This window comes from Photobacterium ganghwense (assembly GCF_017329545.1).
Classification (GTDB): domain Bacteria; phylum Pseudomonadota; class Gammaproteobacteria; order Enterobacterales; family Vibrionaceae; genus Photobacterium; species Photobacterium ganghwense.
In genome coordinates this window covers 177228-202454 of sequence record NZ_CP071327.1, presented here as the reverse complement: position 1 = coordinate 202454, position 25227 = coordinate 177228, and the positions used below count along the sequence as shown (strand labels likewise).

Below are 25227 nucleotides of genomic sequence, written 5' to 3'. Positions count from 1 at the left end.
GTAAGTTTCATCTCTATCAATTCTTTACTTCTTTCTATTTTTACTCCCGAGTAACTTAAAAAAATCAGTTGTTCATGCCCAAAACGGGTTAAACGGCTAACTAATACCGAATTCGGCAAGAGTATCCTTTGTTCAATAGCTTAAGACTGTTCGCTATACGACCACTGACATAGTTGCATTAGGTGTCTGAAATGAAGGGTTAATTGAATGAAGAAAATCTTGCTCGCGACGTGTATTTTCGCTGCCGGTTGTTCCACCAGTGAATTAGGTCAGCTCCCTGTAGATGTGCCTGCTGTACCGACAAATGAGTGGCTGAAAAATCACTATCCAACTTACAAAGCGTATGCTGATGCCAACAAATTGAGTCACGAAGAACTGGTGGTTTATGACCGTTTAACCAAATTAGTCAAATACAGAGAGAAAGAGGCCATATACTCCATTGAAAAAAGTAGCCGCGTTAATAAAGAGCTAACAATGGTTTATGGTAACCAAGGGAGAACCGGGCCAGCAATCAAGCAACCTGGTTTTATCCATGTGCTGGCAAACAAACCTGAGCAAATGCCAGATAAAGGTAACAACCACCTGCTTAACGGTGACGTTATAACGAATACACTCAATGCCATGCCTGATACAGACTCACGCATGATTTCGTACACCCATTACGAACTTTCACGTTGGGAACGTTACTGTAGTAACGGGAAAGGGATGGATGAAAAAGATTGGCTGTTCGTTAAGAAGGCCAATTACGTTTGGCCCAAAGAGACTCTTAGTACTTGTAACGCACCTGACTATAAATACGAATTCTACGTACAGGCCTGGACATCATTTTGCACTTCGTCAAGTTACGGTGAGACAGAGAAGCGTGTCGTCCGACATTCAGTGAAGCCAACTAGCCTCACTATCACTTGTAAGCTGTAGGAGGACGGGATGAAACTATTGATCTGTGAGAAACCAGACCAAGCGCGTTCTATTGCTGCAATCTTAGGCGTGCCCACCAAAAAAGGTGCTTTATATTTTTCAGGCAACGGTGTCACTATCAGTTGGGCCTTCGGACATATTTTGTCGATGTACATGCCTGATGACTATTCCAATGAATACAAACAATGGTCGATCGGCCAATTGCCAATAATTCCTGAACAATGGCGATTCTCTGTCAGCAAAAAGGCTTTCGCACAATACAAACAATTAGAGGAACTGGTCAAGAAAGCTAATATTGTCGGCATAGCAACGGATTTCGACCGTGAAGGTGAAGCCATTGCACGTAGCTTGCTCGACCGGTTTCATTATAAAAATGAAATCATACGCTACCCAATAACAGCCTTAGATGACCACTCGTTAAAGCGCGCTCTGGAAAATCCTCTTTCGTCCCAGGAAACCATCTCCTTGTACTTTGCTCAAATCGCGCGATCTCGGGCAGACTGGCTAGTGGGTATGAATTTAAGCCGTTTGTTTACATGCCTATCTCGCGAAGTTGGATACAGAGAGGTGATCAACATCGGCCGAGTAATAACGCCGATGGTTGGGCTTGTTGTTGAGCGAGATTTAGCTATTGCAAATTTCGTTTCGCGCCCTTATTGGGAGTTGAATGTTACTGTCGATGTTCAAAAAGGGCAGTTCCAAGCTCACTGGAAAGTGCCGGACTCGATATCCGATGAAACAGGAAAGTGTACAAACACCGCTTACATTCAAACAATCATCGGCCAACTCAAATTGAATCGTAAAGGGGTCGTGACGAAATCTGAGTCCAAACAGCACTATGAAAATGCTCCACTACCATTTGATCTGACTTCCCTCCAACAGTACTGCATTAAGAAATTTGATTATTCAGCAGCAAAAGTGCTGGAAATTACTCAGTCGTTGTATGAGAAACATCATGCGGTCACTTATCCACGAGCTGATAACCGGTATTTGCCAGAATCGATGCATGCAGAGTGCACTAGCGTTTTTAAAGCATTAATTTTATCAGACAGAAGTATTAGCAGCGCAATTTCAGGCGCTGATGCGACCATTAAGAGTCGAGCATTTGACACCAGTAAGGTCAAAGCTCATCACGCAATTATTCCGACACAAGCCAAAGTCGATATATCAAAGTTCACTACTGATGAGTTGAATGTCTATCAAGCCATACGAACTTTCTATATTGCCCAATTCTATGACCCATTTGTATTTTTAAGAAATGTCATCGAAGTCGAGGTCAACAAGGAAATTTTCACCGCTGTGGGGAAACAACCTCTCAAATCGGGATGGAAGGTTCTTATCAACCATGAGTATGAAGTATTCGACATAAACCAAGACGATCAGGATGACAACGAACAAATACTGCCTCAGGTGATCACTGGTGAACCGGCACTAATTTCCTCAGGAAACGTTGATGAGAAAAAAACCAAAGCCCCGCCACATTTCACTGAGGCAACCTTGTTGGGCGCGATGGAACACGTTGAAAGGTATGTTGACGAGCCTAAATTCAAAAGCATTCTGAGAGAAAAGTCAGGGCTTGGGACTGTTACTACTCGTGCCTCTTCTATTGAAAAAGCTATTGCAGCTTCATTCTTAGTCTTGGACAAAAAAAGAATTATATCTACAGATAAGGCACGTACGATTCATCAGATTTTACCAATGGCAATAAAAAGCCCGGGTATGACAGCCGCGTGGGAAATCGAATTGGAGAAGATTACTGATGGCCAATTAACGCTAAACGCATTTATGTCATCAATAACCGACTGGTTGAGCAAGTTGATTTATCAGCTTCAACATCACGAAAAGGAACTAACAAGCCCCGAGTCTGGTTTTGCTAAAGCATTTGCGTTAATCAAACCGCCAACTCACGACTGTATGAAATGTGGTGCCCCACTGCAGAAACGTAATGGCAGCAATGGGATCTTTTGGTCATGCACTAGCGAAACCTGTAACAAAACCTACCAAGACGAAAAAGGTAAGCCTGTAAACCAAGAAGATAAGTTTTGCCCCAAATGCAATAGTAAGATGTTTGTCAGGAAAGGAATCAAACCAGGCAACAAACGCGCTACCAAATTCTTAGGATGCAGTGGATATCCAAACTGCAAACATACTGAGCCATTCAAATAGCTTCCTCCATCGTGCTGGTGGACCTGAAAAGGTCTCCAGCCATGCAAACGACACTTGTAGACTGAGCTTGCGGTCTAACACCACGGTCAATCCATAGACCGTGGTCAATCAGATTAGTTTGTTTTATCCGGTCCGGTTTGTTCCTGGTCTGTACCGGTTTGTTCCTGGTCTGTACCGGTTTGTTTCTTGCCCGTTTGTCCAAAAGGAGGCATGCTGTCTTCAAAGCTCTTTCTCAGTAAGCGTTCACCAGCAAGTTATTGACTAAGCGTTTGCGTAAAAACTGGTTTCGTTGAGGCCGAAGACATTGGGGTACGGTTGCTGTGAGATCACAGCAGTTACAATACGAGTTAGAGTCTCGAGCGAAGATATCTGCCTCTTCTTGCAGGTTTCTATGAGCGAGTGCAACCTATCTCGGAACTTATCGCCTGCATCTGAGGTTGTACCGTAGCTGATTTTTCTTTGAATAACGAACCCGCGTAATCGTCGTTCTGCTTCGTTATTAGTAAGAGGTATTTTGGGGTTGGTTAAGAACAGCCATAAGCTTTCGCTGTGCTCTTTGAGTTTTCGACATCGCCCTTGATAACGCTGAATTGGGATTTGGCTTGCGCCCTTATCCAGCCAATGATTAAAGCGACATCGTATGCGATTCAGTCGGTCGAGGTAGAGTGCTTCATCAATATGGTCAGACTCCCAACGGTGACGAGTACGAAAAACTAATTTGCTTAGAAGTACCAGTCGTTGACCAATATTTGCAGTATGACCTCTACCTGCATAATCGGCAATTTGTTGTAGATTTCGAATAACATGCGACCAGCACAGCTGATGTCGGTCTGATGAAAGCCAGTTGTAACCGCTATATTGATCACTAACCACGATTCCACTGTAGTCTGAGTCGAGAACCGTTTTTGCTGAGTGCGTTGAACGAGAGTAGAGGATTTTCTCATACACTAAGTCATCACTCGAAACTAACCAGCACCAACGTAGGCGCTCTTCGTCATTTCTCGAGTGTGACGTTTCATCAACATGCACTAGAGGCGCAGATTGTATGCTGGTTTTGATAGCTTGATGAAGTGGCGTCAGCATGGAAGCAATACGGCTTTGCGCTTCACTTATGGCACCCACTGAGAAGGTCGTACCAAACTGCTCTTGCAGTAATGAGCGTATTTTTCGAACACTAAGGTGATATTGACCAGCCAGTATAGCGATATGACTCATTAGGTTGGGTCCCATAACCCCTTGAGGAGTGTCGCTTGGCTTTTGTGCTTTTACTGCCTCTCCACACTGCGAGCATTTGCCCGAGTAGAGCCGATATTCGGTAATATCTATGCGTGGCGGTGGGATTTCATGAACTTGATGGCGATAAAACGGCTTGTCACTCATTTCGAGGTCGGTGTCACCACAGCAAGAGCATGTGCTTTCAGGGTAACAATCAACAACTGTATCGGATTCTTTTAGTTCTGAGAGTTGTCGTTTATGCCCTTCGTGACCCTGTTTAGCTCCTCTCGGATTGCGACCACTAGGGCTTTGAGCTTTTTTCGTTCAGCCCGCTCTTTCGGCCCATCGGAAGATGGGGATTTCGAAGAATTAGCGCTGCTGGCTTTTAGCCTATCTTCATAGTGGCGTAATTGCTCCCATAGCTCGGATATTAACGCATTAGCTTCGTTGATGTCCGATGCAATGGGTGGTGTTGATGAGAATTTGGATTTTTTCTTAGTCATGCAGTCAGCATGAACGCTAGGAATGATCACTCAATAGGCAAAGTGGGATCCAGTGCGAATGGTCACGTTTTTTGTGTCAATACGCTGCTGGTGAACGGTTACCTTTCTCAAAGCATTTCGAAAATTTGTGTCGATAGTTCGGATTTTTGTCCTTAGCTGCTGAATTTCTTTGGCCGCATCTTCATCCTTTGTGGGACTATCTTCCACCTCTATAATCTCGCTAAGCTTTTCGTTTAGTTCAATGTAAAGAGAACAAAATTGATGACAATAATCCGTGTTTGCCTGCCACAGCGACCGGTTGTTGCTGGTTTTGGCCAATAATGCGATCGTTGTAACCAAGGCACTTGCAACAATAGCGATAATGTTCCACTTTACCGATCCCATAAAAAATAATGTTTTTCCGCTAACCAACACTCCTGATATTGCGATACTTATCGTTGCAAAGAAGGAAGCTATTATGCTTAAACGCTGATACCACAAATAGCGCTTTCGATGGAATACCTTGAATAAACTCATGTACTTAATTTGTGAATACAGGTCTCTTTGCAGGAGCTCTGCTTTTTGCTTAGCTGCTTCTGGAATCCCTTTAATTCTTTCGTCAAAGATGTCTTGGCATCGCTGCAAGAAACTATCTTTTGGGTCTAAGTTAGGATCTTCCCCAGTCAAATAATTAAAAACTTTGACTAATTTACCCCACATACCTAATGGTTCAATACCCCGAAATCCATACAAAATGCCCCACTACCTTGCTATAGATATTGGGTTAATTTTAGGGTGCTTCAAAAAAACTTATCTTCTCATCTGATAGACATTGATGTCTTTCTTATCAGGCTCTATCTGCGGATGATTCCATATCATCGTCGGTACCCGATTGTGGACACGAGTATAGAATGCATTATTAATAGCGTTCGGTAGAGTTATTACGGCCGTAAAACACTTAATGGTTTTAGCGCACCTGAAGCCTGCGAATTTCACGCGTGAAATTCATCAAAAATTGACATTTAACACCTTAAATATCGACCACTTGTGACAAATTTACCCAGTGTAAAAACTTGACTAACTTCAGGTGAAGATTTTTGATCGCTCAAGTCAACAAGTAATCTAAATTAGCTACTGCTGATACCACTTATTTTCTTCGAAAAGGGCTGTCGTCTGTTGCTCCGCAGTCAGCACAGAGCCAACCATTCAAAGTGTCGGTTAAAAACGAGCCTTTGCATACAGGGCAAGATTTAGGTGAGTTACTTATATCATGTTCAAGAGGAGCGTTCTGGAAACACTCAGAACAAATCCCACCTGGTACGCTTGTGCAAGCTTCACATTCTTCGATATGTTTTTGTTTAGATTTAATGTCCATATTTTCTTTTAAGACGCGCGGAAATTACCGAGCACAAACTCCAAGTTATGTGTTGGCACATTCAATGTGCCATCTACGTCGCTAACATTGCCAGATAGCAGTATATTGCGTTTATCATCGTTATACTAATCAGATTCCAAATCTTCATATCGAAAAATGAAACGAGTTTCTATTCCAACAGATCAAATTCATATAGAAACCAAGTGACTGAGAATTTCCCTCCGCTAGCTTGGTAGCGCAATCCCTGGGAGCTTATAGGTCGGCTTGCTGCCGTCAATAATGCGGAGAGAGCATGAAAGCCAGTGTCAGCCTTAACCATCCCCCTTGTCAGCCTCTTAGCATTTACTCCGTAATGAACATCAAATTTTTTCCGTATGGGTCTTTGGGGATCTAACTTGAATCAAGCATAAAACATGACATATATAATCAAAAATGATTAAAAAACAGTCATCCGAGACTTGAAAATTAAGCAGCCAATGGCATATTGGTTTAACTACTTTGGTTACATTCCGAATTCTTCTATAGGAACCCAGTAGCACGGTACCGACACACTGCTGACGGACATTCGGGCTTATGAGCTAATCGTTAGTGCAATGGGCGCAACCGCAGAGCGCTGGCAGGTTACGCAGCATTCGGTTTGTAACCCTTCTCTTAATGCTATAACTGGTTATGAGGCAAAAGATGTCAAGATTTATGACAATAGTTATTCGTTACGACGAAGGTGCGGAACTTCCAAAAAAGTTAACCAAAGCTTTTGCTGAAAATATACCTTTTGAAGATGCCGAAATTACGGCTATTTCACTCGAAGATGAAATAAGTCGGGTTGAAGAACTAGAACGAAACCACTAGCGTTGCTGAATCTAGATCGTGTGGTTCTCGTTAAACAACAACTTAGCGTTGTTTCAACATATGATAATAAAGTGGTTTTAGGGGATCTTATGAAAAAGGTTATGAAAGCGAATCGGCAGGCTATCTACGATAAATCTAATGGTGTTTGTAGGTATTGTGGTGACCCTTTGGCCGGTAAACGTTGGCATGAAGACCACTTTTATCCCATACGTCGCAACCCAGACGGTACTTGTTTGAATCCACAATACGACGTTGAGGAAAACAAGGTCCCTTCGTGCGCACCTTGTAACAAACTCAAATCATCCCTAAACATTGAGTATTTCAGAAAGTACATTCAAGAGTTTGTAGATAGCCTGAACAAATATACTAACCAGTATAAATTTGCCAAACGCTACGGTCAGATACAGGAAACCCGACACCCTGTAATTTTTTGGTTCGAAAAAAACGGAAAGAAAATAGACCTACCAGTATTCGATGAATCATAGGGCATCCGAACAGGCTTATGCGAAAATACAATACCCTGTGTAATTTCACGCGTGAAATCCCCCTAGTAAATGCCACTTTACTATTGATATTCAATAACTTGTAATATTTCAAAGTTGTGTAACTAGTTCGATTCTGCACTGAATTTCAGTGTAAAGATTGAACAAAATGAAATCTAACTTATCCCTCTTACGTGGGCATTAAAAAAGGGTTGATCTCGACCTATTGTCAACATCAACCCTTAATCATCATGGCTTAGCCACTGATTTATTCTTCTAAGGGAATATCTAATTCACCATTCATAATAAGCTGTATTGCTCGCTTAATTTTGTCCTGGGCCTCGCGTGGGGCCCTGCTTATCACAATCGTCTGCTTGCTTCGAGAGTTTGTTTTAAACTTGATAGTCAAGCTCGATTTCCCACTGAAGAGGACTTCATCTTCAGGTTTAGAACTGCCAGCTTTGGGTTTACTCTGTGTATTTTGTTTGATAGCAGCTTTAATTGCACCTTCCAGAACATTGAGTAGGTCAGCATTTTCTAATGTCTGTTTATCTTCATTAATCAGATTTTGCGCTTCACGCTCAACAACTTCACATAGTGCTGTCAAATCTAGGTTTGCTTTTTGGGCATCGCTTACAAGCTTGTTCAAACTCAATGCTTGATGTGCAGTGATATTTATCATCGAAGGCATGATAACTTTAACTTCATCAGGCGTTTTGAACAGATTTATACATCGGCTGAGCCTTGCTTCAGAAACTTTGAGTTCTAAGGCCAACTCTTTTTGGGTCTTATCATTTAGCTTTGATAGGTAGTAGCGACCCCATTCGTAATCACTTAATTTGTCATGTTTATCTGAGCGATCAACAATCCAAACAGCATCATTTGGGGTAAGTTCAGTGTCAGAAACTTCATAAATAAGATCAGAATCAGCGAAGATTGCGGCCATCCGGCGTGTTGAGCCATCTAAAAACAAGTCTTTCTCACCATTATTCCATGCTAAACATGGTTGAAGCTGAAAGCCTTGACGGAAATCTTCGATTAATTGCGCCAGTCGAGTTTCAGTTAACTCTGACTGATCACGAATATTCTCAGGCGCAACATCTGTTAACCTTTCGATTTCAGTCCGGCCAGAGATCACCTTCGTCGTAAGGGTGACGGTTACGCCACTTGGGAGCTTTACTTTCCTCTGGCGTCCAGAAAACCTTTGGGCAGATAAACGATTGTCCAATGATGCTCTATCTGCCGTAGCGGTCCGAGCTAAATTCGGTTTCTTGGCTGCAGAGCCATTTGATTCAGAATCGACTTTTTCGAGAACCTTCGCCCTCATTTGGGAAATTTTATTTCTAGATTGATCAGTCATCATTAGCAACCTGATTGTGATACGAATGCAACATGTCGATAATTTCTTTTGCCCACGACTTCGCCTCATTCAACGCTCGGTCAAACGCATCCTTCGACCCGGTGTAATCTTTTTTATTCATACTAAAGATCGTTGTGGACCATTCCGCACATCTTTCATATGGGTCTTCATCTGGCAGAGTGTGTTTTATTACGTATTCAAAACCTAAAATATCAACTAATTCTTTCTGTGCATTTTCATAGACATCAACATCGTATTCATGGTTTGAATTTGATGGATCTTTTGAAATATATGCAGCTATGAACTTATGACGATCAAACGCTGCCCCTTCTGACCTTAAGCCTTCATAGACCATCGGTAGTTTTTCAAGAAAGCGAGTTGTTGAGTCAAAGTTAAAGAACGTTGGTGGTACCGGCACAAAAAATCCATGGGCCGCTACCAAACAATTTTTCATCACTTTATCCATATGCGGACCAGCATCCAAAAAGATAAAGTCGTAGTCATACTCGACGAGTTTTATAATGCGATTCAGTAGAAGGTTGAAATATTTTTCTTTCCCGCAATATTCTGGGTCATCCAGTAAATCCGGGAGAAAACCGTCATCTGACACACAAGGTAGGACATCAACTTGCGAATTGTGGGTTTTTTGAATTGCACGATAAAAGCCATGCTCATCTAAACTGTATAATTCGTCTCGGGTCAGATCCTTCCTCATCATCGCCAAAATCGATGTGATCGAGTCTTCTTGCTGAACATATTCAGGACAAAAATGTTGGGTGATGGTGGCCTGGGGATCCAAATCAATTACGAGCACGCGATGTTGTTCTAAAAGGTAGCGATCCATTAGTGTCAAAGCGTCTACAATCATCGCCGTACCCAATGACTTACCAACCCCCCCTTTTAGGTTCTGGAAGATGGTTACAAAAGCTTTACGCTGTTTACTGCGATATGGCTCGATACCCAGTCTTTCGGCGATCACAAAGCAATCTTCCATTGTCAGTTGGTAAGTGTTGCTTTTTGAACGCTGGAATTGATGACCTTCATTTTCAAGGTTCTCAATTACTTCACTCAATTTTTTATCACCAACCGGGCGGTTTTTTAAACGAGCATGTTGTTGAAACTCTCGTTTTGAATAAAGCCTAGTCGAATAGTCCCTTTTGATAACTTGTTGGAACTTAGCACGTCGCTCGCGTGAATCTTGTGCTCTATCACCAACTCCGATTAAGCGTTCAATGATGTCCATAACATCCCCAACTGTCCGAATTAACTGTTAATGCAATAGTAAACCAGACAATACATTTTTATCAACAATAAAGTTATAGACATCGACGACACTTTTTTACCTTAGCAACAAAAAAGTGTTGTCGTGATGATTATTGCGTGCTTAAATATCAATGGTTGAATAACAGCCAAAAAAAAACCCTGTAGTCCGTCGGCAAACAGAACTACAGGGCCTGTCCTGATTTATCGGCAAATAAATTCAGGTCGCTTAACACAAGGATCTCAGCAATGCGTGAAGCAGAACAAATCATACAAGCATTCAAGTCTGGTAAAAAGTATCAACTACCTGCAATGTCAGGATCTCAGTTCAAAAGTGTGTGGTTTGAACTAAATAAATGCAGAACGACCAAAAAGTAACCACAAAGCCCCAACTAGAAAGAAGACTCTTCTAGTGGGGCTTTATTGTTCATTTCGGTGAACACGCCAGGATTGCGATTGAATCCACTCTGACTTTTATTTGGATCGCGTTCATATCATCATCAGTCGTCGCCACATACATGAAGTTTTCATCGTTACAAATTCTATCTGTCATGAGATAACCCGTAACAAATTTTTCATCGACTTCAGCGTTGACCTTTATATAAAGGTCACTTCCCTTGCACTGTTTCCAATCGGCTTGCTTCACATGCTGCTTTTTTTTCACCTTACTTAGTGGTATTTCGCTATTCGCCATAGTGTTTGAAGCATCAACGTCACCCAATTCATCACTATCATCTAGACTGTTCTGTAATTGGTCATCACCACCGTGTGAATATTCTGTTTTTACCACCTCATTGGTAGGTGGTACCTTTCCTGGTAAATGTTCATTGGCTGGGTGCAGGATTTCATTTTTCGTTTGCGGTCCCACTCCGGCATTCTGTTCATGGACCCGGTCCAGGGGCTTGTTCAAGTCAGCCAACGCTTTCTTTGTGTCGGCCCGTGTCAATACTTCATCTTCAAGTGTATGTTTGGCGCAGAGTTCAAAAAATGCATCAGGGTTCTCTTGATGTATACGTCGCAGGTTTTGTAACGCATCTACATCATTACAAAGGCTGTTATCACAGAGGCTCTGTGCTTCTTTCAAAGCATCATCAGGTAAGCCCAATACGCCTAAGTACTTAGTCACATATGCTTTTGATTTGGAAATGGCCCTTCCAAGCTCAGCATGTGATGGCGCTTTGCCATTTAAATTTTCTAACTCTTTGCTTAGCGTCAAAATACCTTGTGCTGTTTCAATTACAGTAAGATCTTCTCGCTGTATGTTCTCAACTAATTGAGCTGCAATATTATTGGCTACCGCCGTCTTTCTATAATCGATAATGGCAAGGACTTTTCGTTCTGGTGACATACAACACGCCCGCCAACGTCGCTCGCCTTGTAGAATATAGTGGATCCCGTCAATCGGTGGGGTTACACGAATAGGTTGCAGTTGACCCTGTTCCTGAATCGATTTTGCTAATTCTTGTATTCGATTGAATTTCTTACGTGTCTGTGAAGGACGCGGCTGTACCTCATCACACGAAAGAATTACCAAATTATTCTGTTCGTCACTAGGAGTGATTGTTGTCAAGCTAACTTCTGGCACATCACCTAGAAGTGCAGCCATTGAAACTTCACTTCTATTGGGTTTTTGCTGTTTTGAACACTCGTCCATGGTTCAGGCCTCTTTGATACCTAGAAATACCCAAAACTAATGCTAATAAAACTGAACATCCTGTATCTGTAAGTTACTTCCCAGATCAGACAAGAACGCTGTTACTCACGTTCAAAGCAAGTTACCAATGTTTTCACACCTTCATCGACGAGACATAGAAAATGAAGGGTAGACGATGGATGCGCCCATACTTCAATATTGTCTGCTCGACCATACTTCCTGGCTTTATGTTCGAGCACTTTAGGTGGCAACTTACGTTGGCAAAGCTCTGTGTTCTCTAGGCGTTTTTTGAGTGAAGCCCAACCTTTTAAGGGTTTCCCTCCTGTAACGCGCTCTTCATACTGATCAATCGCATGAAGGGTAACATTCAATCGGCCAATTGCTGGAGTATCGATTTCAGTGTTAGTTGAGTAATAATCTTCAGGATTTACATCAATTCTTTCAATCGCGGTAGACACTTCGTCAGCCATGAATTCCATATCTTTGCTAACAACTAGCTTCGCATCAGCAAGCCGGTGGCCAACAAACTTCGCCAGCTTTTTACCGGTGATACTAGTTGAACGTTGCAAAAAATGTTTCTTCGTTGCACCGGCTGAAAAAACAAGCTTTATACCTTGACCAGAGACAGGTGGTTCGCTATTGAGAATCTTTCGGTTAAATATTAACTCTCTGCATACGACAAGTTCAGCCAAAGAAGCAACTTCGTCAGATTTGAAACTAAAGCAGACATCAACTATCCCAGTACGTTTAGTTCCTACACGCCAAAAAACTCGAGCAGTGTTGTCTGATATTTTCTTTGAAACTAGAGTTAGAGCCATCATGGTTTTCATCCTTATATGTGAGCATGAGTGCCCGACCGAACTCCCATGCCCAACTTAACTTTTATTAAAATATCACGCTTTTTTATTATGCAACCCTTTTTCTAAAACTATGGCAGTAAATTTGTCATAAAGTTTCGCACCCTTACCAGCCATGCTCCCCTCTTCAGTTACCAAAGTACCTAAAATGGTTCGCACAGTCCCACAATCAAGGCGTTTAGTGTCCTTCCATACCAAATGCGTGAGCATCGCTTGTACTTGATTTGATTGGATGGCACTGACAACTAAATGGTGAATCGTCGGCATCAAGCACCTCCAAACCGTAAACTTTGGTAAGTAATTTTTGGCCAGGATTCCGGAGCCGGTTCTTTTTGGAGCAAGTCGCCTTCGTAAATCACTTCGCTCTGGCTTTTGTGGGGAGTAATTTGCATTCTCCAAGATAGACCGGTACTGGCGGCTCGGCCTCGCCAGGAGCCCGGTACCGCTATTTGTGGGGGCACTTGAGCTAAGCGTACTGCAACGCCTAACGGGTACGTCCCGTTCCTTTACGGCGTGATACCGGTTGTTGTGGGAAGTACTTTGCCTTGATCAGCGTTGCAGGGTTGCCGGAATGAAAAGCTCAATCGGGCCAAACGCCCAAAACCGCATTTTGTGGGAGGCACTTTGAGCTAGGCCTGACGTATGGGAGGGGGACGTCCCGTTCCTTAACGGCGTGATGCCGGTATTTGTGGGAAGTACTTTGCCTTGAGCAACATTGGCAGGGCTGCCGGTATGAAATGTTCAACCTGGCCAAACGCCCGATACCGTATTTTGTGGGAGGCACTTTGAGCTAGGCCTGACTTATGGGAGGGGGACGTTCCGTTCCTTAACGGCGTGATACCGGTTGTTCTGGGAAGTTGTTGTGGGAAGTATTTTGCCTTGATCAGCGTTGCAGGGTTGCCGGTATGAAAAGCTCAATCGGGCCATACGCCCAATACCGTATTTTGTGGGAAGTACTTTGCCTTGAGCAACATTGTCAGGGCTGCCGGTATGAAAAGTTCATGCTGGCCAAACGCCCGATACCGTATTTTGTGGGAGGCACTTTGAGCTAAGCCTGACGTATGGGAGGGGTGCGTCCCGTTCCTTAACGGCGTGATGCCGGTTTTTGTGGGAAGTACTTTGCCTTGAGCAACATTGTCAGGGCTGCCGGTAGAAAAGCTCATGCTGGCCAAACGCCCGATACCGTATTTTGTGGGAGGCACTTTGAGCTAAGCCTGACGTATGGGAGGGGTGCGTCCTGTTCCTTAACGGCGTGATGCCGGTTTTTGTGGGAAGTACTTTGCCTTGAGCAACATTGTCAGGGCTGCCGGTATGAAAAGCTCATGCTGGCCAAACGCCCGATACCGTATTTTGTGGGAGGCACTTTGAGCTAAGCCTGACGTATGGGAGGGGTGCGTCCCGTTCCTTAACGGCGTGATGCCGGTTTTTTGTGGGAAGTACTTTGCCATGTGGAACAAGATCGGCCAGAGCTGGATTTGAAAAAACCCGGGAAAGTCAATATATAAGATTTAAATCAAAACGTTTGTGCAATTTGAATACCAAAGTACCTAAAAAGGTTATATAGATCCCACAATCAAGCCGTCGGACCGTCTTATCTCTTTACAAACGCGGGTAAAGCTAAGGGTAGCACTTGATCTATACTTCGTTCGGGTAGTAGATAGCAGCCTTGAGGAATCAATAACAACCGACGGGCAATGCAAAATACCCAAAATGGATGCACAATTCCCATGATCGAAGCCTCTAACATTCTTCCATGCTCGCCAAACTGAGCCAAAGTACCCAAAATGGTTAAATCCGTCCCACTATCAAGCCGTTTAATAACTCTGTTTCTGTTTGAAGTTATAGTCAACGTACCCAAACCTGACTCCCGATACCTCAGCATGTGGAAGCACTTTAACCTAAGCATATGGCCGGGGCTTCTGTGTGGGAGGGGATAGTCCCTTTCCTTAACAGATTTATACCGTTTTTTGCGGGAAGTACTTTGCCTTTGGTAAGAAAGACCGGTACAGGCAGCTTAGCCTCGCCAGAGTCCCGATACCTCTGTATGTGGGGAGCACTTTAACCTAAGCATATGGCCGGGGCTGCTGTGTGAGAATGGGAAAGTACCGTTCCTTAACTGCTTGTTACCGGTATTTATGGGAAGTACTTTGGCTTTGGCAAGAAAGGCCAGTACAGGCAGCTCAGCCAAGCCAGGTGCCCGATACCTCGGTATGTGGAAGCACTTTAACCTAAGCATATGGCCGGGGCTGCTGTGTGAGAATGGGAAAGTACCGTTCCTTAACTGCTTGTTACCGGTATTTATGGGAAGTACTTTGGCTTTGGCAAGAAAGGCCGGTACAGGCAGCTCAGCCTCGCCAGGTGCCCGATACCTCGGTATGTGGAAGCACTTTAACCTAAGCATATGGCCGGGGCTGCTGTGTGAGAGGGGATAGTCCCTTTCTTTAACTGCTTAATACCTGTATTTGTGGGAAGTACTTTGGCTTTGGCAAGAAAGACCATTACAGGCAGCTCAGACTAGCCAAACGCCCGATACCGTATTTTGTGGGAGGCACTTTGAGCTAAGCCTGACGTATGGGAGGGGTGCGTCCCGTTCCTTAACGGCGTGATGCCGGTTTTTGTGGGAAGTACTTTGCCTTGAGCAACATTGTCAGGGCTGCCGGTATGAAAAGTTCATGCTGGCCATGCGCCCGATACCGCAGTTCGGGGAAGCACTCTAATCTAAGCGTACGGCCTGGGCTGCTGTGTGAGATGGGGAAAGTACCATTACTTAACTGCTTGATACCGGCATTTGTGGGAAGTACTTTGCCTAAGGATCTATTAAGCCGTACTGGTGAAGAAGGGTGTTTGATGTACAGGATCAATGTGCTTTCTCGGCAGCTGGTGGCAGTTATGGAAAAGCACATAATGATCAAAGCCCGATAGTTGTAAGGACACTATGTCCAATTTAATAGCTTTAATTTGAATAAAAACACAATAACTCATTGTTTTTAAATATTTTTCATACTCATTTCGGTTGACAGATTTCCGTGGTTATCAACAAAAGCTGTGGATAACTTGTAATTTTTTATGGGAGGTACTTTGAGTTTTTTACGATCGAACTTATACCGTTTGATGATCGTCGATCCGATACATCATGATCGTATTTATAGTTTTTCAAGATCGTACTTAACCACTTTAAGGGGGCACATTGCCCACATAACATTTATTATCTTTTTATATCAACAACTTAAACCCATTATCTGTTCTCTAATAATAGATAACAGATAATACATAACTAGATAAACAATGATCTTTTTACTTTAAGATCTTAGGATCTTGAATACGATTTAATGATCAAAAAAATCATAGTAAGTAGTGATTTTTTTTGCTAAATTGTCTAAGTACCTAAGCGTCCCACAATCATGCAACTTCACGTAATGGGCATTGCAATGAGCAAAGATTTGTCAATAGAGCTGAAATATAGAACTGTTAAAGATAGAAGTCTGATCTATTATTCAGACCTATCAAATAAATATCCTCTTGAGAAAATTCTTAGCTTATTTAAGCTCTCTAAGGCTGCAATAGAAACTTTAGAGTTAATGTTCGCTCGGAGGTTATTTGCTGATGAGTCCAATGATTTCACCCAGTCCATTTTAGATTTTTCGCACGATCTTGAAGTTACACCTCACGTTTTATCAAGAAGAATTTCAAAGCTTGTTAAACAAGGTATTTTAACACCAGTTAATTTTCGTTATGTTGATAAAGAACAAAACACCAAAAGAGCTAAAATAGGTGTATATCATTTTTTCCCGGATATTTCTTTGGCATCAGAGAAAGCTGTTGAGTCGAGTTCTGAAAATAAAGGACCTATTAATCGCTCTATCTCTGTAAAACAAATTAACCAATTTAAAAGAAATCATAATTTTCGGGAACTCCCCAATCCTACAGATTCACAAATTATCGGGTTCTCTAAATTTGGAGAGAATGAACTAATAAAGCATGATCAAGTTGTTCTCCCTGATACAGTGAAGAAAAATCGGCACATTTTTGAGTATTCCGTAAAGCAAAATGACAAAAAAATAGGTGTTTTCATACAGGCTTCAGCGCCTTCTCATGCTCGGATATTAAATGCTTTCGATTATAAAGTGCTTTATGCTCTTTATACGCTTACCCATGCTTACCATAATAAAAATATTGGTTTTTACCGTGAGAGTCAGATACCTATTGAAAATAATACGCCATTTCATATCGATCATATTTGTTTGATTCTGGGTAAAGAGAGTCGGGGCGGTAAAGACCACGAAGCTATTCGCGAGTCACTGACAGCTATATTGAACACTAAACTTGATATTTTCTTGAAAGAAAAAGATGCTGATGGCCTCTATAAACAAGGTCAGGTGTCCTATGTCAAGAAAATTGAAGGCGCATCAATGGAAGCGCCAACAATTGAAAATGATATGGTTCAATTTAAAGGAGTATATTTTCGCGTTGAATGGAATGACTCTGATTTTGAACGTATTATTAATGATGATCATTTTGTCTATCCGAAAGAAGTATTTAAGTCTAATAACACTATTTTTCTTATTTATTTAAACCTGAGGAATTTGTCTTTAGTTTTTTCAAAGAACCCTGAGTCTAGAGCGATGTCTTTTCATCGTCTTTCAAATTTTTTAAGAATTACATCTAATTCTGATCTAAAACAAACATTGTTAAAATCATTTGGTGTAAATAAAGATGGATCCATTAATAAAAGAACGAGCTCTTTTATTAAAACTTCAATATCGGCGGACAAAAATAAAGTATCTGCTAACTTATGGGGATTTCATATAACTTTGGATATGGTCAGTGAAGTAATGCTCGTGGATCCTAATTATTCAGAGATAACTTTGCATTGTGGTTTGTCTGGAAGTCAACGTGCACCAACAATGAAAAATGCACTCCAGTCAATAAGTGTTAATAATAATAATTCATTGTTGAAGCAAATACGATTGGCTGATGCTGCATATGAAATTGCATCTTCACTATCGCCAAAGGGTTTTCATAATGCCACTGGTTATACTACCAAAACGTTAACGTACTCTGTTGAATATAAAAAAGGTCCATCTATCTTAACTTTAACTCGTTATAGTAATGATGATGAATACTTTGATATTATAAAAATTCTTAATGCCAATGTTACTCTTTCTAAAGATACGTTATATAAGTTCCTGAAACAGTGTGTCGAAAAGGTTGGTCTTTTGAAAGTTGATGATCAAGAGATACCGTTAAGTGTGTTCTCAATTCTGTGTGATCACCTGGCCGCCTTTGGTATCACATGTAACGAAAGTGATCTTTGCTTATTCATGATCCGCCGTAAGTCATTTAACCCATTGCTGTTGGGCCTCACCCGGGGAGAGCACCCCGATGGCTATGTCAATTTAATGACTAAATTAGTGCAGGACTTTGCTGGTCATGTTGGGGTTGATATCAATGTTGATAGCTCTCAAAATTCAGCAATAATTGATCATCTTATTGCATAAACAATGTGACTTAGGACGGTTTGCATGCGAACCGTCTTTCTATGTGTGTGACTTCCTATTTGTCGCCATGATGATCTCGTATGCCGTATCATTCAGTACTAGGTTGTGAACTGCTCGTGTCATCGCGGTATATAGGATATTCAATTCTTCAGATCTCTTCTCTGCCGGCAACTTTGGTGAGTTTAATTTACTGACTGAAGGGAAGTCATTCGACAATACGACATTTGGATATTCTAATCCTTTAGAGCGATGAGCTGTTGTAATGATGAAGTAAGGTGCTTTTCCGTTCTCATGCTTTTTTATTTTCTCGATCACCGTGGATACTGAATCAACACTAGCTACCATCTGCAGTAATCTATCCATGTCTATATCCTGCGTTTTATCTACATATTCTATGATGCTTTGGAAGGTAGGAAATGACTTAAGAAAGTTGTCAGGAATTCCTGTTTGCAGGCCCTTCGACAGAGTTTCAACATAACCTATTTCATTGCTGATGTACGTTTCTATTCCGCCATTAAGACAGAATGATGCCCCGGCCTGGTATAGTTTCAATGCCGTTGCCAGCGCGCCATTCACAGTCCTGGTTATGATAGTTCTTGGCTCATTTAATTTGGTATAGGGTTTAAAAATTCGAGTATCTATCAGGTCATTTCCAACGATGGTTGCTTCTTGTTTTTTCAACCCTTTTTCTAGGAGGATTGCTGTTGCAGCATTCGCTAGGTTTGGACCAAATCTGAAGCTCTTTGTTAAGTAAAACGTCGGTAGAGTAAACTGTTTCAAGGCATTTTTGGCATTCCGGTACCCATACAATTGCTGGCAACTGTCACCGACTAGAATCAGTTGGTTCTTGTAATCTTTCAAAGTGCTAATAACGTTCAGTCCTTGATCCTGCCCTTCATCAACCATGATGCAGCTATAGTTATTACTCAGTATGTTCCCGCAGTTAATTGTAAAGAGTTTCAAATATCCTTCATGACTCATTGGGATTGAACTGGATTCGTCAATCATTAGCTGCCACAATCGATGGGTCAATTCGAGAATGACGGAATGCTTCTCTGAGTATACGGATAAATCCTGGGGGATATGGGTTGGTAATATGTAACTTGCATCGGAGTTGATGAAAGATTCAATTGTTACTTTAATGTATTTAACTACCGACCAGTCATTTAGGTCAAAGCATTCCTTGATTGACCGAAGTGTTATCTCTCCAAACTTATGTTTATATTTCGCACCAGTGTAATGATATGCGAGGGCGTGAATTGTTTTTATCGTCAAGTTTCGGTGTCTAGGCAGTTTTGATTTAGCCTCTCGCGCTATGCTGTTGTTATACGTTAAATATAAAATTCGTTCACCTTGTTGTAGTAACGGTGTGATCATCATTTTTAAGGTTGTCGTTTTTCCCGAGCCGGCACGGGCTTCGATTTTAAAAGACTCCCCGCGGCGGCTCGCTTGTTCGACTAATTGTTGCTCGTTAGTTGGCTTCATTTTCTTGGTTTGCCAATCCTGCATTATCATTGAGTGGTGCTTTGTGTTTAGGTGTTAGCAGAGATTTGATGACCCAAACAATAAATTGTATTGATAGTGATAGAAGTGCTATTGCCAGCCCCAACGACGCGCTTACAGCAAAGCCTACGACCATCCCTGTAGAGTAATAATAAATCGTAGCGAGTATTGTCTCGCTTAATCCTTCCGCCATGAACCTAAGAACTGCCATCACAAGTATGACGAACACGGCTCCTAACAGGCCACCTTTTATATCTGCATATGACGGCACCATATGCAAACTGATACTTGCCACCAAATACCCCCATAGTACCGTCTTCACGTGGTCTTGCTGATAGCTTTCGAACACTATGCTAGCCAGGTACTTAAGGGTCACAAGAAGTGCATTGAATGAGAGATCCGTTTCCCAGGGAATAAACAAGTATTGTGCAAATTCCTTACCGTTAGGCAGAAGAAAATAGGTCAAAAGATAGCTCGCGGTTATTCCACCAAATAACGGCGCTACACCTATAAACAGATTACCAATTATGTGGAGTCCATTTGCAGGGTTATAAGCGTGAGTAACATAACCAAGCGTACCGTCACTAAGGTTTGGCTTGAAAAACGCGACTTTGACGATCTTATGGCCCGACAATAAACACAATATACTGTGGGAAAGTTCGTGAATAGGGGTCCCGATCCATGCCGTTAAATAGATCAATCGACTATGTAACAGGAGTTTTGAATGAAGTTTCTGGATGGCCAGAAGTAGCAGTCCGAAAAAAATAATGATAGTTAAGCTTTGCAATATTAAAAGTGTGGTTTGACTAATATGACTCAGCATTGTGATTACCTCATATGCACTGCTGTTTAACAAAAGGATTGTGATCACCTTGTATCTTGGCTATGCGGCGGTCTCGCAGGCATTCCCAATCAGATACTTGGTTTGTTTGGTGCCAATGCCACATTTCGTTGTACATCGCTGTGCTCAGCGGTATCTCGTATCGCTCTGACATATATAAAATAGCTCGCGCAATTTGCCCTCGTGATGGTTCGGGAGGGCTGACCTTTCGGTTTTTGAAATCGACTTTCAAATCGCACTGGCCATAGTTACTGCCCACACTGCTAGACCATGATGCAAAATCGAAGTTGCTTCGGTCTGCGTTGGCTTCGCCATTCGACGGGTGCAAATTATGAAGGTTCGAAGCCATCTCAAGGTATAGAGGATCACTTTGACATAATTTGCGTCCCCCTTGTTTCCAGCAGGACAAGTCCCGTCCCTTAGCCATTGTTGACGCACTCATTACGTGTTCCCATTCAACCCGGTTGGCTCGAATTGGGTTTTTTCTGACGCTATAACCACATGACGCGAGGTTTACAGCGCCAGCTCCTTTGCTCCCTTTCCACGTAATGTCGCAACCACAGTACAGCGTTTTATTTTGGTCAAAATAGACAAATTTTCTTAATGCTTCTTTTGCTGTAAGCGTTCACCAGCAAGTTATTGACTAAGCGTTTGCGTAAAAACTGGTTTCGTTGAGGCCGAAGACATTGGGGTACGGTTGCTGTGAGATCACAGCAGTTACAATACGAGTTAGAGTCTCGAGCGAAGATATCTGCCTCTTCTTGCAGGTTTCTATGAGCGAGTGCAACCTATCTCGGAACTTATCGCCTGCATCTGAGGTTGTACCGTAGCTGATTTTTCTTTGAATAACGAACCCGCGTAATCGTCGTTCTGCTTCGTTATTAGTAAGAGGTATTTTGGGGTTGGTTAAGAACAGCCATAAGCTTTCGCTGTGCTCTTTGAGTTTTCGACATCGCCCTTGATAACGCTGAATTGGGATTTGGCTTGCGCCCTTATCCAGCCAATGATTAAAGCGACATCGTATGCGATTCAGTCGGTCGAGGTAGAGTGCTTCATCAATATGGTCAGACTCCCAACGGTGACGAGTACGAAAAACTAATTTGCTTAGAAGTACCAGTCGTTGACCAATATTTGCAGTATGACCTCTACCTGCATAATCGGCAATTTGTTGTAGATTTCGAATAACATGCGACCAGCACAGCTGATGTCGGTCTGATGAAAGCCAGTTGTAACCGCTATATTGATCACTAACCACGATTCCACTGTAGTCTGAGTCGAGAACCGTTTTTGCTGAGTGCGTTGAACGAGAGTAGAGGATTTTCTCATACACTAAGTCATCACTCGAAACTAACCAGCACCAACGTAGGCGCTCTTCGTCATTTCTCGAGTGTGACGTTTCATCAACATGCACTAGAGGCGCAGATTGTATGCTGGTTTTGATAGCTTGATGAAGTGGCGTCAGCATGGAAGCAATACGGCTTTGCGCTTCACTTATGGCACCCACTGAGAAGGTCGTACCAAACTGCTCTTGCAGTAATGAGCGTATTTTTCGAACACTAAGGTGATATTGACCAGCCAGTATAGCGATATGACTCATTAGGTTGGGTCCCATAACCCCTTGAGGAGTGTCGCTTGGCTTTTGTGCTTTTACTGCCTCTCCACACTGCGAGCATTTGCCCGAGTAGAGCCGATATTCGTAAGCGCGTCATAAAACCCGCATTCTAATCACCTAGCACGAATAATAAGATCAAGTCTCCAACCATAAGGAGACTTGAAATGGGAAAACGACGCACCAATCAAGAATGGCAAATGCTTATCGAACAATCTGAATCGAGTTCACTGTCGACACTCGCGTTTTGTAAGCTCAATGAACTCAATCCTTCAACGTTCTATGCCAAGCGCCAGCAACTCAATAAAACGGACGTATCTCTTGGCTTTGTCCGAGCTGAAGTCGTCGAAAAGACGACGACGTATCAAGCTCAGATTGCAGCAGCTAACATGACTCTTCTCATCAATGATGTTGAGCTGAGCATTCCGCAAGGCACGCCAGCGACCTATCTTGCAGAACTTATCGGTGCGCTGTCATGAAACGCATGCTCAGCGCCCCAGAAATTTACTTATATCGTGAAAGCGTCGATTTTAGAAAGTCCATCAACGGCCTTGCTGCGATTATCGAAAATGACACCGACTTGCCCTTGGGCAGCGGCGCACTGTTCCTGTTTACCAACAAACAGCGCGACAAAATTAAAGTGTTGTACTGGGATAAAACAGGCTTCGCCCTCTGGTATAAACGCCTCGAAAAAGCCAAGTTCAAGTGGCCTACAAAAGAGAAAAATGACGTGTTTACCCTGACTCATTTCGAGCTTGATAGGCTGCTTTCTGGCTTCACGATTGTCGGCCATAAACCCGTTCAAATAAACGATTTTACAATGACTTAATCGAGAATAAAGCCTTATCCACCAAGCGTTAACGGCATGATTTTAGTATAATAAATGCCATGAAAAAGACGCCAAATATCAACCCAGAAAGCCAAGATGTTGCCGAGCTACAAGCGATGGTGAAAGCGCTGATGGCGTCAGAAAACCAATGGAAACAAGAACGCCAGTCGCTACTTGAACAGCTCAAGCTTGCCTTCGACCGTCAGTTCGCTAGACGCTCGGAGGCGTTAAAGCCTTACGATGAATCCCAAGGTGATCTCTTCAACGAAGCGGAATGTGAAGCTGCTAAGGAAGAAGAGGTTGAGGTCACGACAACCACCACAACGAAGAAACGGGGTAAACGCAAGCCCCTCCCAAAGTCTTTGCCTCGTGAGGTTATCGAACTCGATTTAGACGACCATGAAAAGCAGTGCGCTTGCTGTAAGCATAGTCTGCATAAAATCGGTGAAGACCGCAGTGAGAAACTTGAGTTCTCACCAGCGGTGCTCAAAGTGCTGGAATATGTTCGTCCTAAATATGCTTGTCGTCAGTGCGAGCAAACTGAAGACAACAATCACATTGTTCAAAAGCCAGCTCCACAAAGCATTATCCCGAAGAGCTTCGCGACAGAAAGCTTACTGGCCAACATCATCCTTGGTAAATACCAATACGCGATGCCACTGTATCGCCAAGAGTCGTTGTTTACTAAGTCGGGTATCGAGCTATCACGGACTACTATGGCAAGGTGGGTTATCCAAGTCAGTGAGAAGTTCAAACCACTCTATGCCGCCCTAAAAGAGCACTTACTTCAACAAGTGGTGGTTCAGGCAGATGAAACGCCGCTCAATGTCCTCAAAGAAGATAAACAATGTTATATGTGGCTCTACTGCTCGGGCGCAGACTCGCCAGATGCCGCACTCCCCAATGTGAAAAATATCGCCTTGTACGACTATCAAAACAGTCGCGCGAGGGCATGCCCTGTTGCCTTCTTGGGGGATTACAGTGGTTATCTGCAAACCGATGGCTATGGTGCCTATGATGGTCTTCATCAAGTGACCAATGTTGGCTGCTTGGCGCATGCACGACGTAAGTTCATGGACGCAAAAAAGCTGCAAGGTAAAGGTAAGTCAGGCAAAGCAGATAAAGCGCTGGCCAAAATCCAGAAGCTCTATGGAATAGAATCTCGCTTAAAAGGTGAATCTGCTGAAAAAAGAAAAGCAGAACGTAAACAACATGCTAAGCCGATACTGGATGAGTTGTACGAGTGGATGACGACTCAACAAGTGATGGAGTCTAGCCCGCTGGGTAAGGCGATAAAATACACGCTCGGCCAATGGCCGAAACTTATCCGCTATATCGATGATGGTCATTTATCGATAGATAATAATCGTGCTGAACGCGCAATAAAACCGCTGGTCATTGGCAGAAAAAATTGGATCTTCTCAACTAACCCTAATGGGGCTGAAGCGAGCGCGATGCTTTACAGCATCGTCGAGACCGCGAAAGCCAATGGACTCATCCTCTACGACTACATGGTCAAGTGCATGCAGGAATTAGCGAAAGCTGAACCTGATATCGATGCGCTCCTGCCTTGGAACTTTAAACATTAGCAAGATCGCCCCGTGGGTTCATGGGGCGTTTACCGCTTAGCAGAGCGCAGTGAATGTTAGGTAATTTTGAGTTGATATGTAATGAGGCTAGGGAGACCTAGCCTTTTATGTGCTGGCAAACAATATCCAGCTATGGAATGCAGCGGGGTTATTAACTCTACAGAACAGATAGGAAATAGTTACAATTAATGGCCTATTTCTCAACCTGTTAGTTTTTGGTTACTCGCACCGCATAGGAATAAAAGTCTGCTTTTTCACCGATTGTTAATGCAGCACTGGATCCCTCTTTTAGTGAAAAAAGTGGAGTGAAAAGTAAACCATCTTTATCACACTCAAGTTCTGATTCAAGTTGAACATCTACATCATTAATTTTGGATAGAAATACGGTTACTTTACAATCGCCTTCTACTTTAGAGTATGAGGTACCTTCTTTCACCAGTATTGTGGATTCAAAAAATGTAGTGTTGTTATGCTTTACAGTAATATCTACATTGTATGGTGGTTGTTCATTATTTTTACAACCCAATAGAGATACAGTGGTCAAAGAAACAATAATAAATTTTTTTAAGAAGCTCATCCGATAATCACCTACACATAACCGTTCCATTATAGTACCCACAGATTACTTGTCTGAAACTGTTCGAGCAAGTGAGTTGAGTAGGGTCATCCATCTTGATTTAACGTTTGAGAACTCAATTGCGAAAGAGCGTTTTTAGTAAAAACTATGAGACAGTTAGTCC

At 42.6% G+C, this 25227-nt stretch carries 19 protein-coding genes and 3 pseudogenes; 9 read left to right on the top strand and 13 right to left on the bottom strand.

Translation table 11 applies throughout. The annotated features are described in order from the left end of the window. The first annotated feature begins 207 nt into the window (after positions 1-207). On the top strand, positions 208-918 hold the full coding sequence (locus FH974_RS26150) for a hypothetical protein (protein ID WP_207104360.1): 711 nt from the start codon (positions 208-210) through the stop codon (positions 916-918). Positions 919-927: 9 nt separating this feature from the next. Continuing rightward, complete coding sequence (locus tag FH974_RS26145) at positions 928-3084, top strand: DNA topoisomerase 3 (protein ID WP_207104359.1); 2157 nt, start codon at positions 928-930, stop codon at positions 3082-3084. 261 nt (positions 3085-3345) lie between these two features. Here FH974_RS26145 and tnpC (FH974_RS26140) read toward each other — a convergent pair. From tnpC (FH974_RS26140) to FH974_RS26135, 3 genes and pseudogenes are all read right to left on the bottom strand, one after another. Next, positions 3346-4515 (bottom strand): annotated as a pseudogene (gene tnpC, locus FH974_RS26140) (IS66 family transposase); the annotation flags it as partial. 20 nt (positions 4516-4535) lie between these two features. Continuing rightward, positions 4536-4802: a DUF6444 domain-containing protein gene (locus FH974_RS26520; protein ID WP_422894373.1), complete on the bottom strand. Its 267-nt coding sequence runs from the start codon at positions 4800-4802 to the stop codon at positions 4536-4538. Between the two features lie 30 nt (positions 4803-4832). Next, the gene (locus FH974_RS26135; protein WP_207104357.1) at positions 4833-5501 is read right to left on the bottom strand and encodes a hypothetical protein; all 669 of its coding nucleotides are present in this window, start codon (positions 5499-5501) and stop codon (positions 4833-4835) included. 1336 nt (positions 5502-6837) lie between these two features. On the opposite strand from FH974_RS26135, the gene FH974_RS26130 reads away from it, so the two are divergent. Continuing rightward, the gene (locus FH974_RS26130) at positions 6838-7005 is read left to right on the top strand and encodes a hypothetical protein (RefSeq protein WP_207104356.1); all 168 of its coding nucleotides are present in this window, start codon (positions 6838-6840) and stop codon (positions 7003-7005) included. Between the two features lie 89 nt (positions 7006-7094). After that, a complete protein-coding gene (locus FH974_RS26125) occupies positions 7095-7490 on the top strand; it encodes an HNH endonuclease (RefSeq protein ID WP_207104355.1) in 396 nt (131 codons plus the stop codon). A 265-nt stretch (positions 7491-7755) separates the two neighbouring features. Here the strand turns inward: FH974_RS26125 and FH974_RS26120 are convergent, their stop codons facing one another. The 5 genes from FH974_RS26120 to FH974_RS26100 all read right to left on the bottom strand — a co-directional run bounded on the left by FH974_RS26120 (position 7756) and on the right by FH974_RS26100 (position 12885). Next, a complete protein-coding gene (locus FH974_RS26120; RefSeq protein WP_207104354.1) occupies positions 7756-8850 on the bottom strand; it encodes a hypothetical protein in 1095 nt (364 codons plus the stop codon). Further along, positions 8840-10090, bottom strand: a complete 1251-nt coding sequence (locus FH974_RS26115; RefSeq protein WP_207104353.1) for a ParA family protein — start codon at positions 10088-10090, stop codon at positions 8840-8842. The genes FH974_RS26120 and FH974_RS26115 overlap by 11 nt, the downstream gene beginning before the upstream one ends. 444 nt (positions 10091-10534) lie before the next feature. Next, entirely contained in the window at positions 10535-11761 is a 1227-nt protein-coding gene (locus FH974_RS26110; protein WP_207104352.1) for a ParB/RepB/Spo0J family partition protein, read from the bottom strand. A 101-nt stretch (positions 11762-11862) separates the two neighbouring features. Next, positions 11863-12582, bottom strand: coding sequence for a hypothetical protein (locus tag FH974_RS26105; protein ID WP_207104351.1), 720 nt, complete (start codon positions 12580-12582; stop codon positions 11863-11865). A 72-nt stretch (positions 12583-12654) separates the two neighbouring features. Next, complete coding sequence (locus tag FH974_RS26100) at positions 12655-12885, bottom strand: hypothetical protein (RefSeq protein ID WP_207104350.1); 231 nt, start codon at positions 12883-12885, stop codon at positions 12655-12657. Between the two features lie 638 nt (positions 12886-13523). Between FH974_RS26100 and FH974_RS26095 the strand changes: the two genes are divergently transcribed. Further along, positions 13524-13670 (top strand): hypothetical protein, encoded by a 147-nt coding sequence (locus FH974_RS26095; protein WP_207104349.1) that lies wholly within the window; start codon positions 13524-13526, stop codon positions 13668-13670. Positions 13671-16019: 2349 nt separating this feature from the next. Next, on the top strand, positions 16020-18116 hold the full coding sequence (locus FH974_RS26090) for a replication initiator protein RctB domain-containing protein (protein ID WP_207104348.1): 2097 nt from the start codon (positions 16020-16022) through the stop codon (positions 18114-18116). Positions 18117-18155: 39 nt separating this feature from the next. On the opposite strand, the gene FH974_RS26085 is transcribed toward FH974_RS26090, so the two are convergent. The 4 genes and pseudogenes from FH974_RS26085 to tnpC (FH974_RS26070) all read right to left on the bottom strand — a co-directional run. Further along, on the bottom strand, positions 18156-19601 hold the full coding sequence (locus FH974_RS26085) for a UvrD-helicase domain-containing protein (protein WP_207104347.1): 1446 nt from the start codon (positions 19599-19601) through the stop codon (positions 18156-18158). Further along, entirely contained in the window at positions 19588-20442 is an 855-nt protein-coding gene (locus tag FH974_RS26080; protein ID WP_207104346.1) for a hypothetical protein, read from the bottom strand. The genes FH974_RS26085 and FH974_RS26080 overlap by 14 nt, the downstream gene beginning before the upstream one ends. Positions 20443-20452: 10 nt before the next feature. Further along, positions 20453-21061: pseudogene (locus FH974_RS26515) on the bottom strand (endonuclease); the annotation flags it as partial. A gap of 42 nt (positions 21062-21103) precedes the next feature. Next, a pseudogene (gene tnpC, locus FH974_RS26070) lies at positions 21104-22156 on the bottom strand (IS66 family transposase); the annotation flags it as partial. 80 nt (positions 22157-22236) lie between these two features. Between tnpC (FH974_RS26070) and tnpA the strand changes: the two are divergent. Genes tnpA through tnpC (FH974_RS26055) form a run of 3 tightly spaced genes read left to right on the top strand, consistent with a single transcriptional unit; the run spans position 22237 to position 24487 of the window. Beyond that, positions 22237-22548, top strand: coding sequence for an IS66 family insertion sequence element accessory protein TnpA (gene tnpA / locus FH974_RS26065; protein ID WP_207104345.1), 312 nt, complete (start codon positions 22237-22239; stop codon positions 22546-22548). After that, positions 22545-22898 (top strand): IS66 family insertion sequence element accessory protein TnpB, encoded by a 354-nt coding sequence (tnpB, locus tag FH974_RS26060; protein WP_207104344.1) that lies wholly within the window; start codon positions 22545-22547, stop codon positions 22896-22898. Before tnpA ends, tnpB begins: the two co-directional genes overlap by 4 nt. A 59-nt stretch (positions 22899-22957) precedes the next feature. Continuing rightward, positions 22958-24487 carry an IS66 family transposase gene (gene tnpC, locus FH974_RS26055; protein ID WP_207104343.1) on the top strand — a complete coding sequence of 510 codons (1530 nt, stop codon included), beginning with the start codon at positions 22958-22960 and terminating at the stop codon, positions 24485-24487. A 208-nt stretch (positions 24488-24695) separates the two neighbouring features. On the opposite strand, the gene FH974_RS26050 is transcribed toward tnpC (FH974_RS26055), so the two are convergent. After that, positions 24696-25064, bottom strand: a complete 369-nt coding sequence (locus FH974_RS26050) for a hypothetical protein (RefSeq protein ID WP_171343358.1) — start codon at positions 25062-25064, stop codon at positions 24696-24698. Between the last annotated feature and the right edge of the window lie 163 nt (positions 25065-25227).

What these genes read in the sequence shown, in the direction of transcription:
- FH974_RS26150 (WP_207104360.1), top strand. Translation starts at nt 208, where the DNA reads ATGAAGAAAATCTTGCTCGCGACGTGTATTTTCGCTGCCGGTTGTTCC.
- FH974_RS26145 (WP_207104359.1), top strand. Translation starts at nt 928, where the DNA reads ATGAAACTATTGATCTGTGAGAAACCAGACCAAGCGCGTTCTATTGCT.
- FH974_RS26520 (WP_422894373.1), bottom strand. Translation starts at nt 4,802, where the DNA reads ATGACTAAGAAAAAATCCAAATTCTCATCAACACCACCCATTGCATCG.
- FH974_RS26135 (WP_207104357.1), bottom strand. Translation starts at nt 5,501, where the DNA reads ATGTGGGGTAAATTAGTCAAAGTTTTTAATTATTTGACTGGGGAAGAT.
- FH974_RS26130 (WP_207104356.1), top strand. Translation starts at nt 6,838, where the DNA reads ATGTCAAGATTTATGACAATAGTTATTCGTTACGACGAAGGTGCGGAA.
- FH974_RS26125 (WP_207104355.1), top strand. Translation starts at nt 7,095, where the DNA reads ATGAAAAAGGTTATGAAAGCGAATCGGCAGGCTATCTACGATAAATCT.
- FH974_RS26120 (WP_207104354.1), bottom strand. Translation starts at nt 8,850, where the DNA reads ATGATGACTGATCAATCTAGAAATAAAATTTCCCAAATGAGGGCGAAG.
- FH974_RS26115 (WP_207104353.1), bottom strand. Translation starts at nt 10,090, where the DNA reads ATGGACATCATTGAACGCTTAATCGGAGTTGGTGATAGAGCACAAGAT.
- FH974_RS26110 (WP_207104352.1), bottom strand. Translation starts at nt 11,761, where the DNA reads ATGGACGAGTGTTCAAAACAGCAAAAACCCAATAGAAGTGAAGTTTCA.
- FH974_RS26105 (WP_207104351.1), bottom strand. Translation starts at nt 12,582, where the DNA reads ATGATGGCTCTAACTCTAGTTTCAAAGAAAATATCAGACAACACTGCT.
- FH974_RS26100 (WP_207104350.1), bottom strand. Translation starts at nt 12,885, where the DNA reads ATGCCGACGATTCACCATTTAGTTGTCAGTGCCATCCAATCAAATCAA.
- FH974_RS26095 (WP_207104349.1), top strand. Translation starts at nt 13,524, where the DNA reads ATGAAAAGCTCAATCGGGCCATACGCCCAATACCGTATTTTGTGGGAA.
- FH974_RS26090 (WP_207104348.1), top strand. Translation starts at nt 16,020, where the DNA reads ATGCAACTTCACGTAATGGGCATTGCAATGAGCAAAGATTTGTCAATA.
- FH974_RS26085 (WP_207104347.1), bottom strand. Translation starts at nt 19,601, where the DNA reads ATGAAGCCAACTAACGAGCAACAATTAGTCGAACAAGCGAGCCGCCGC.
- FH974_RS26080 (WP_207104346.1), bottom strand. Translation starts at nt 20,442, where the DNA reads ATGCTGAGTCATATTAGTCAAACCACACTTTTAATATTGCAAAGCTTA.
- tnpA (WP_207104345.1), top strand. Translation starts at nt 22,237, where the DNA reads ATGGGAAAACGACGCACCAATCAAGAATGGCAAATGCTTATCGAACAA.
- tnpB (WP_207104344.1), top strand. Translation starts at nt 22,545, where the DNA reads ATGAAACGCATGCTCAGCGCCCCAGAAATTTACTTATATCGTGAAAGC.
- tnpC (WP_207104343.1), top strand. Translation starts at nt 22,958, where the DNA reads ATGAAAAAGACGCCAAATATCAACCCAGAAAGCCAAGATGTTGCCGAG.
- FH974_RS26050 (WP_171343358.1), bottom strand. Translation starts at nt 25,064, where the DNA reads ATGAGCTTCTTAAAAAAATTTATTATTGTTTCTTTGACCACTGTATCT.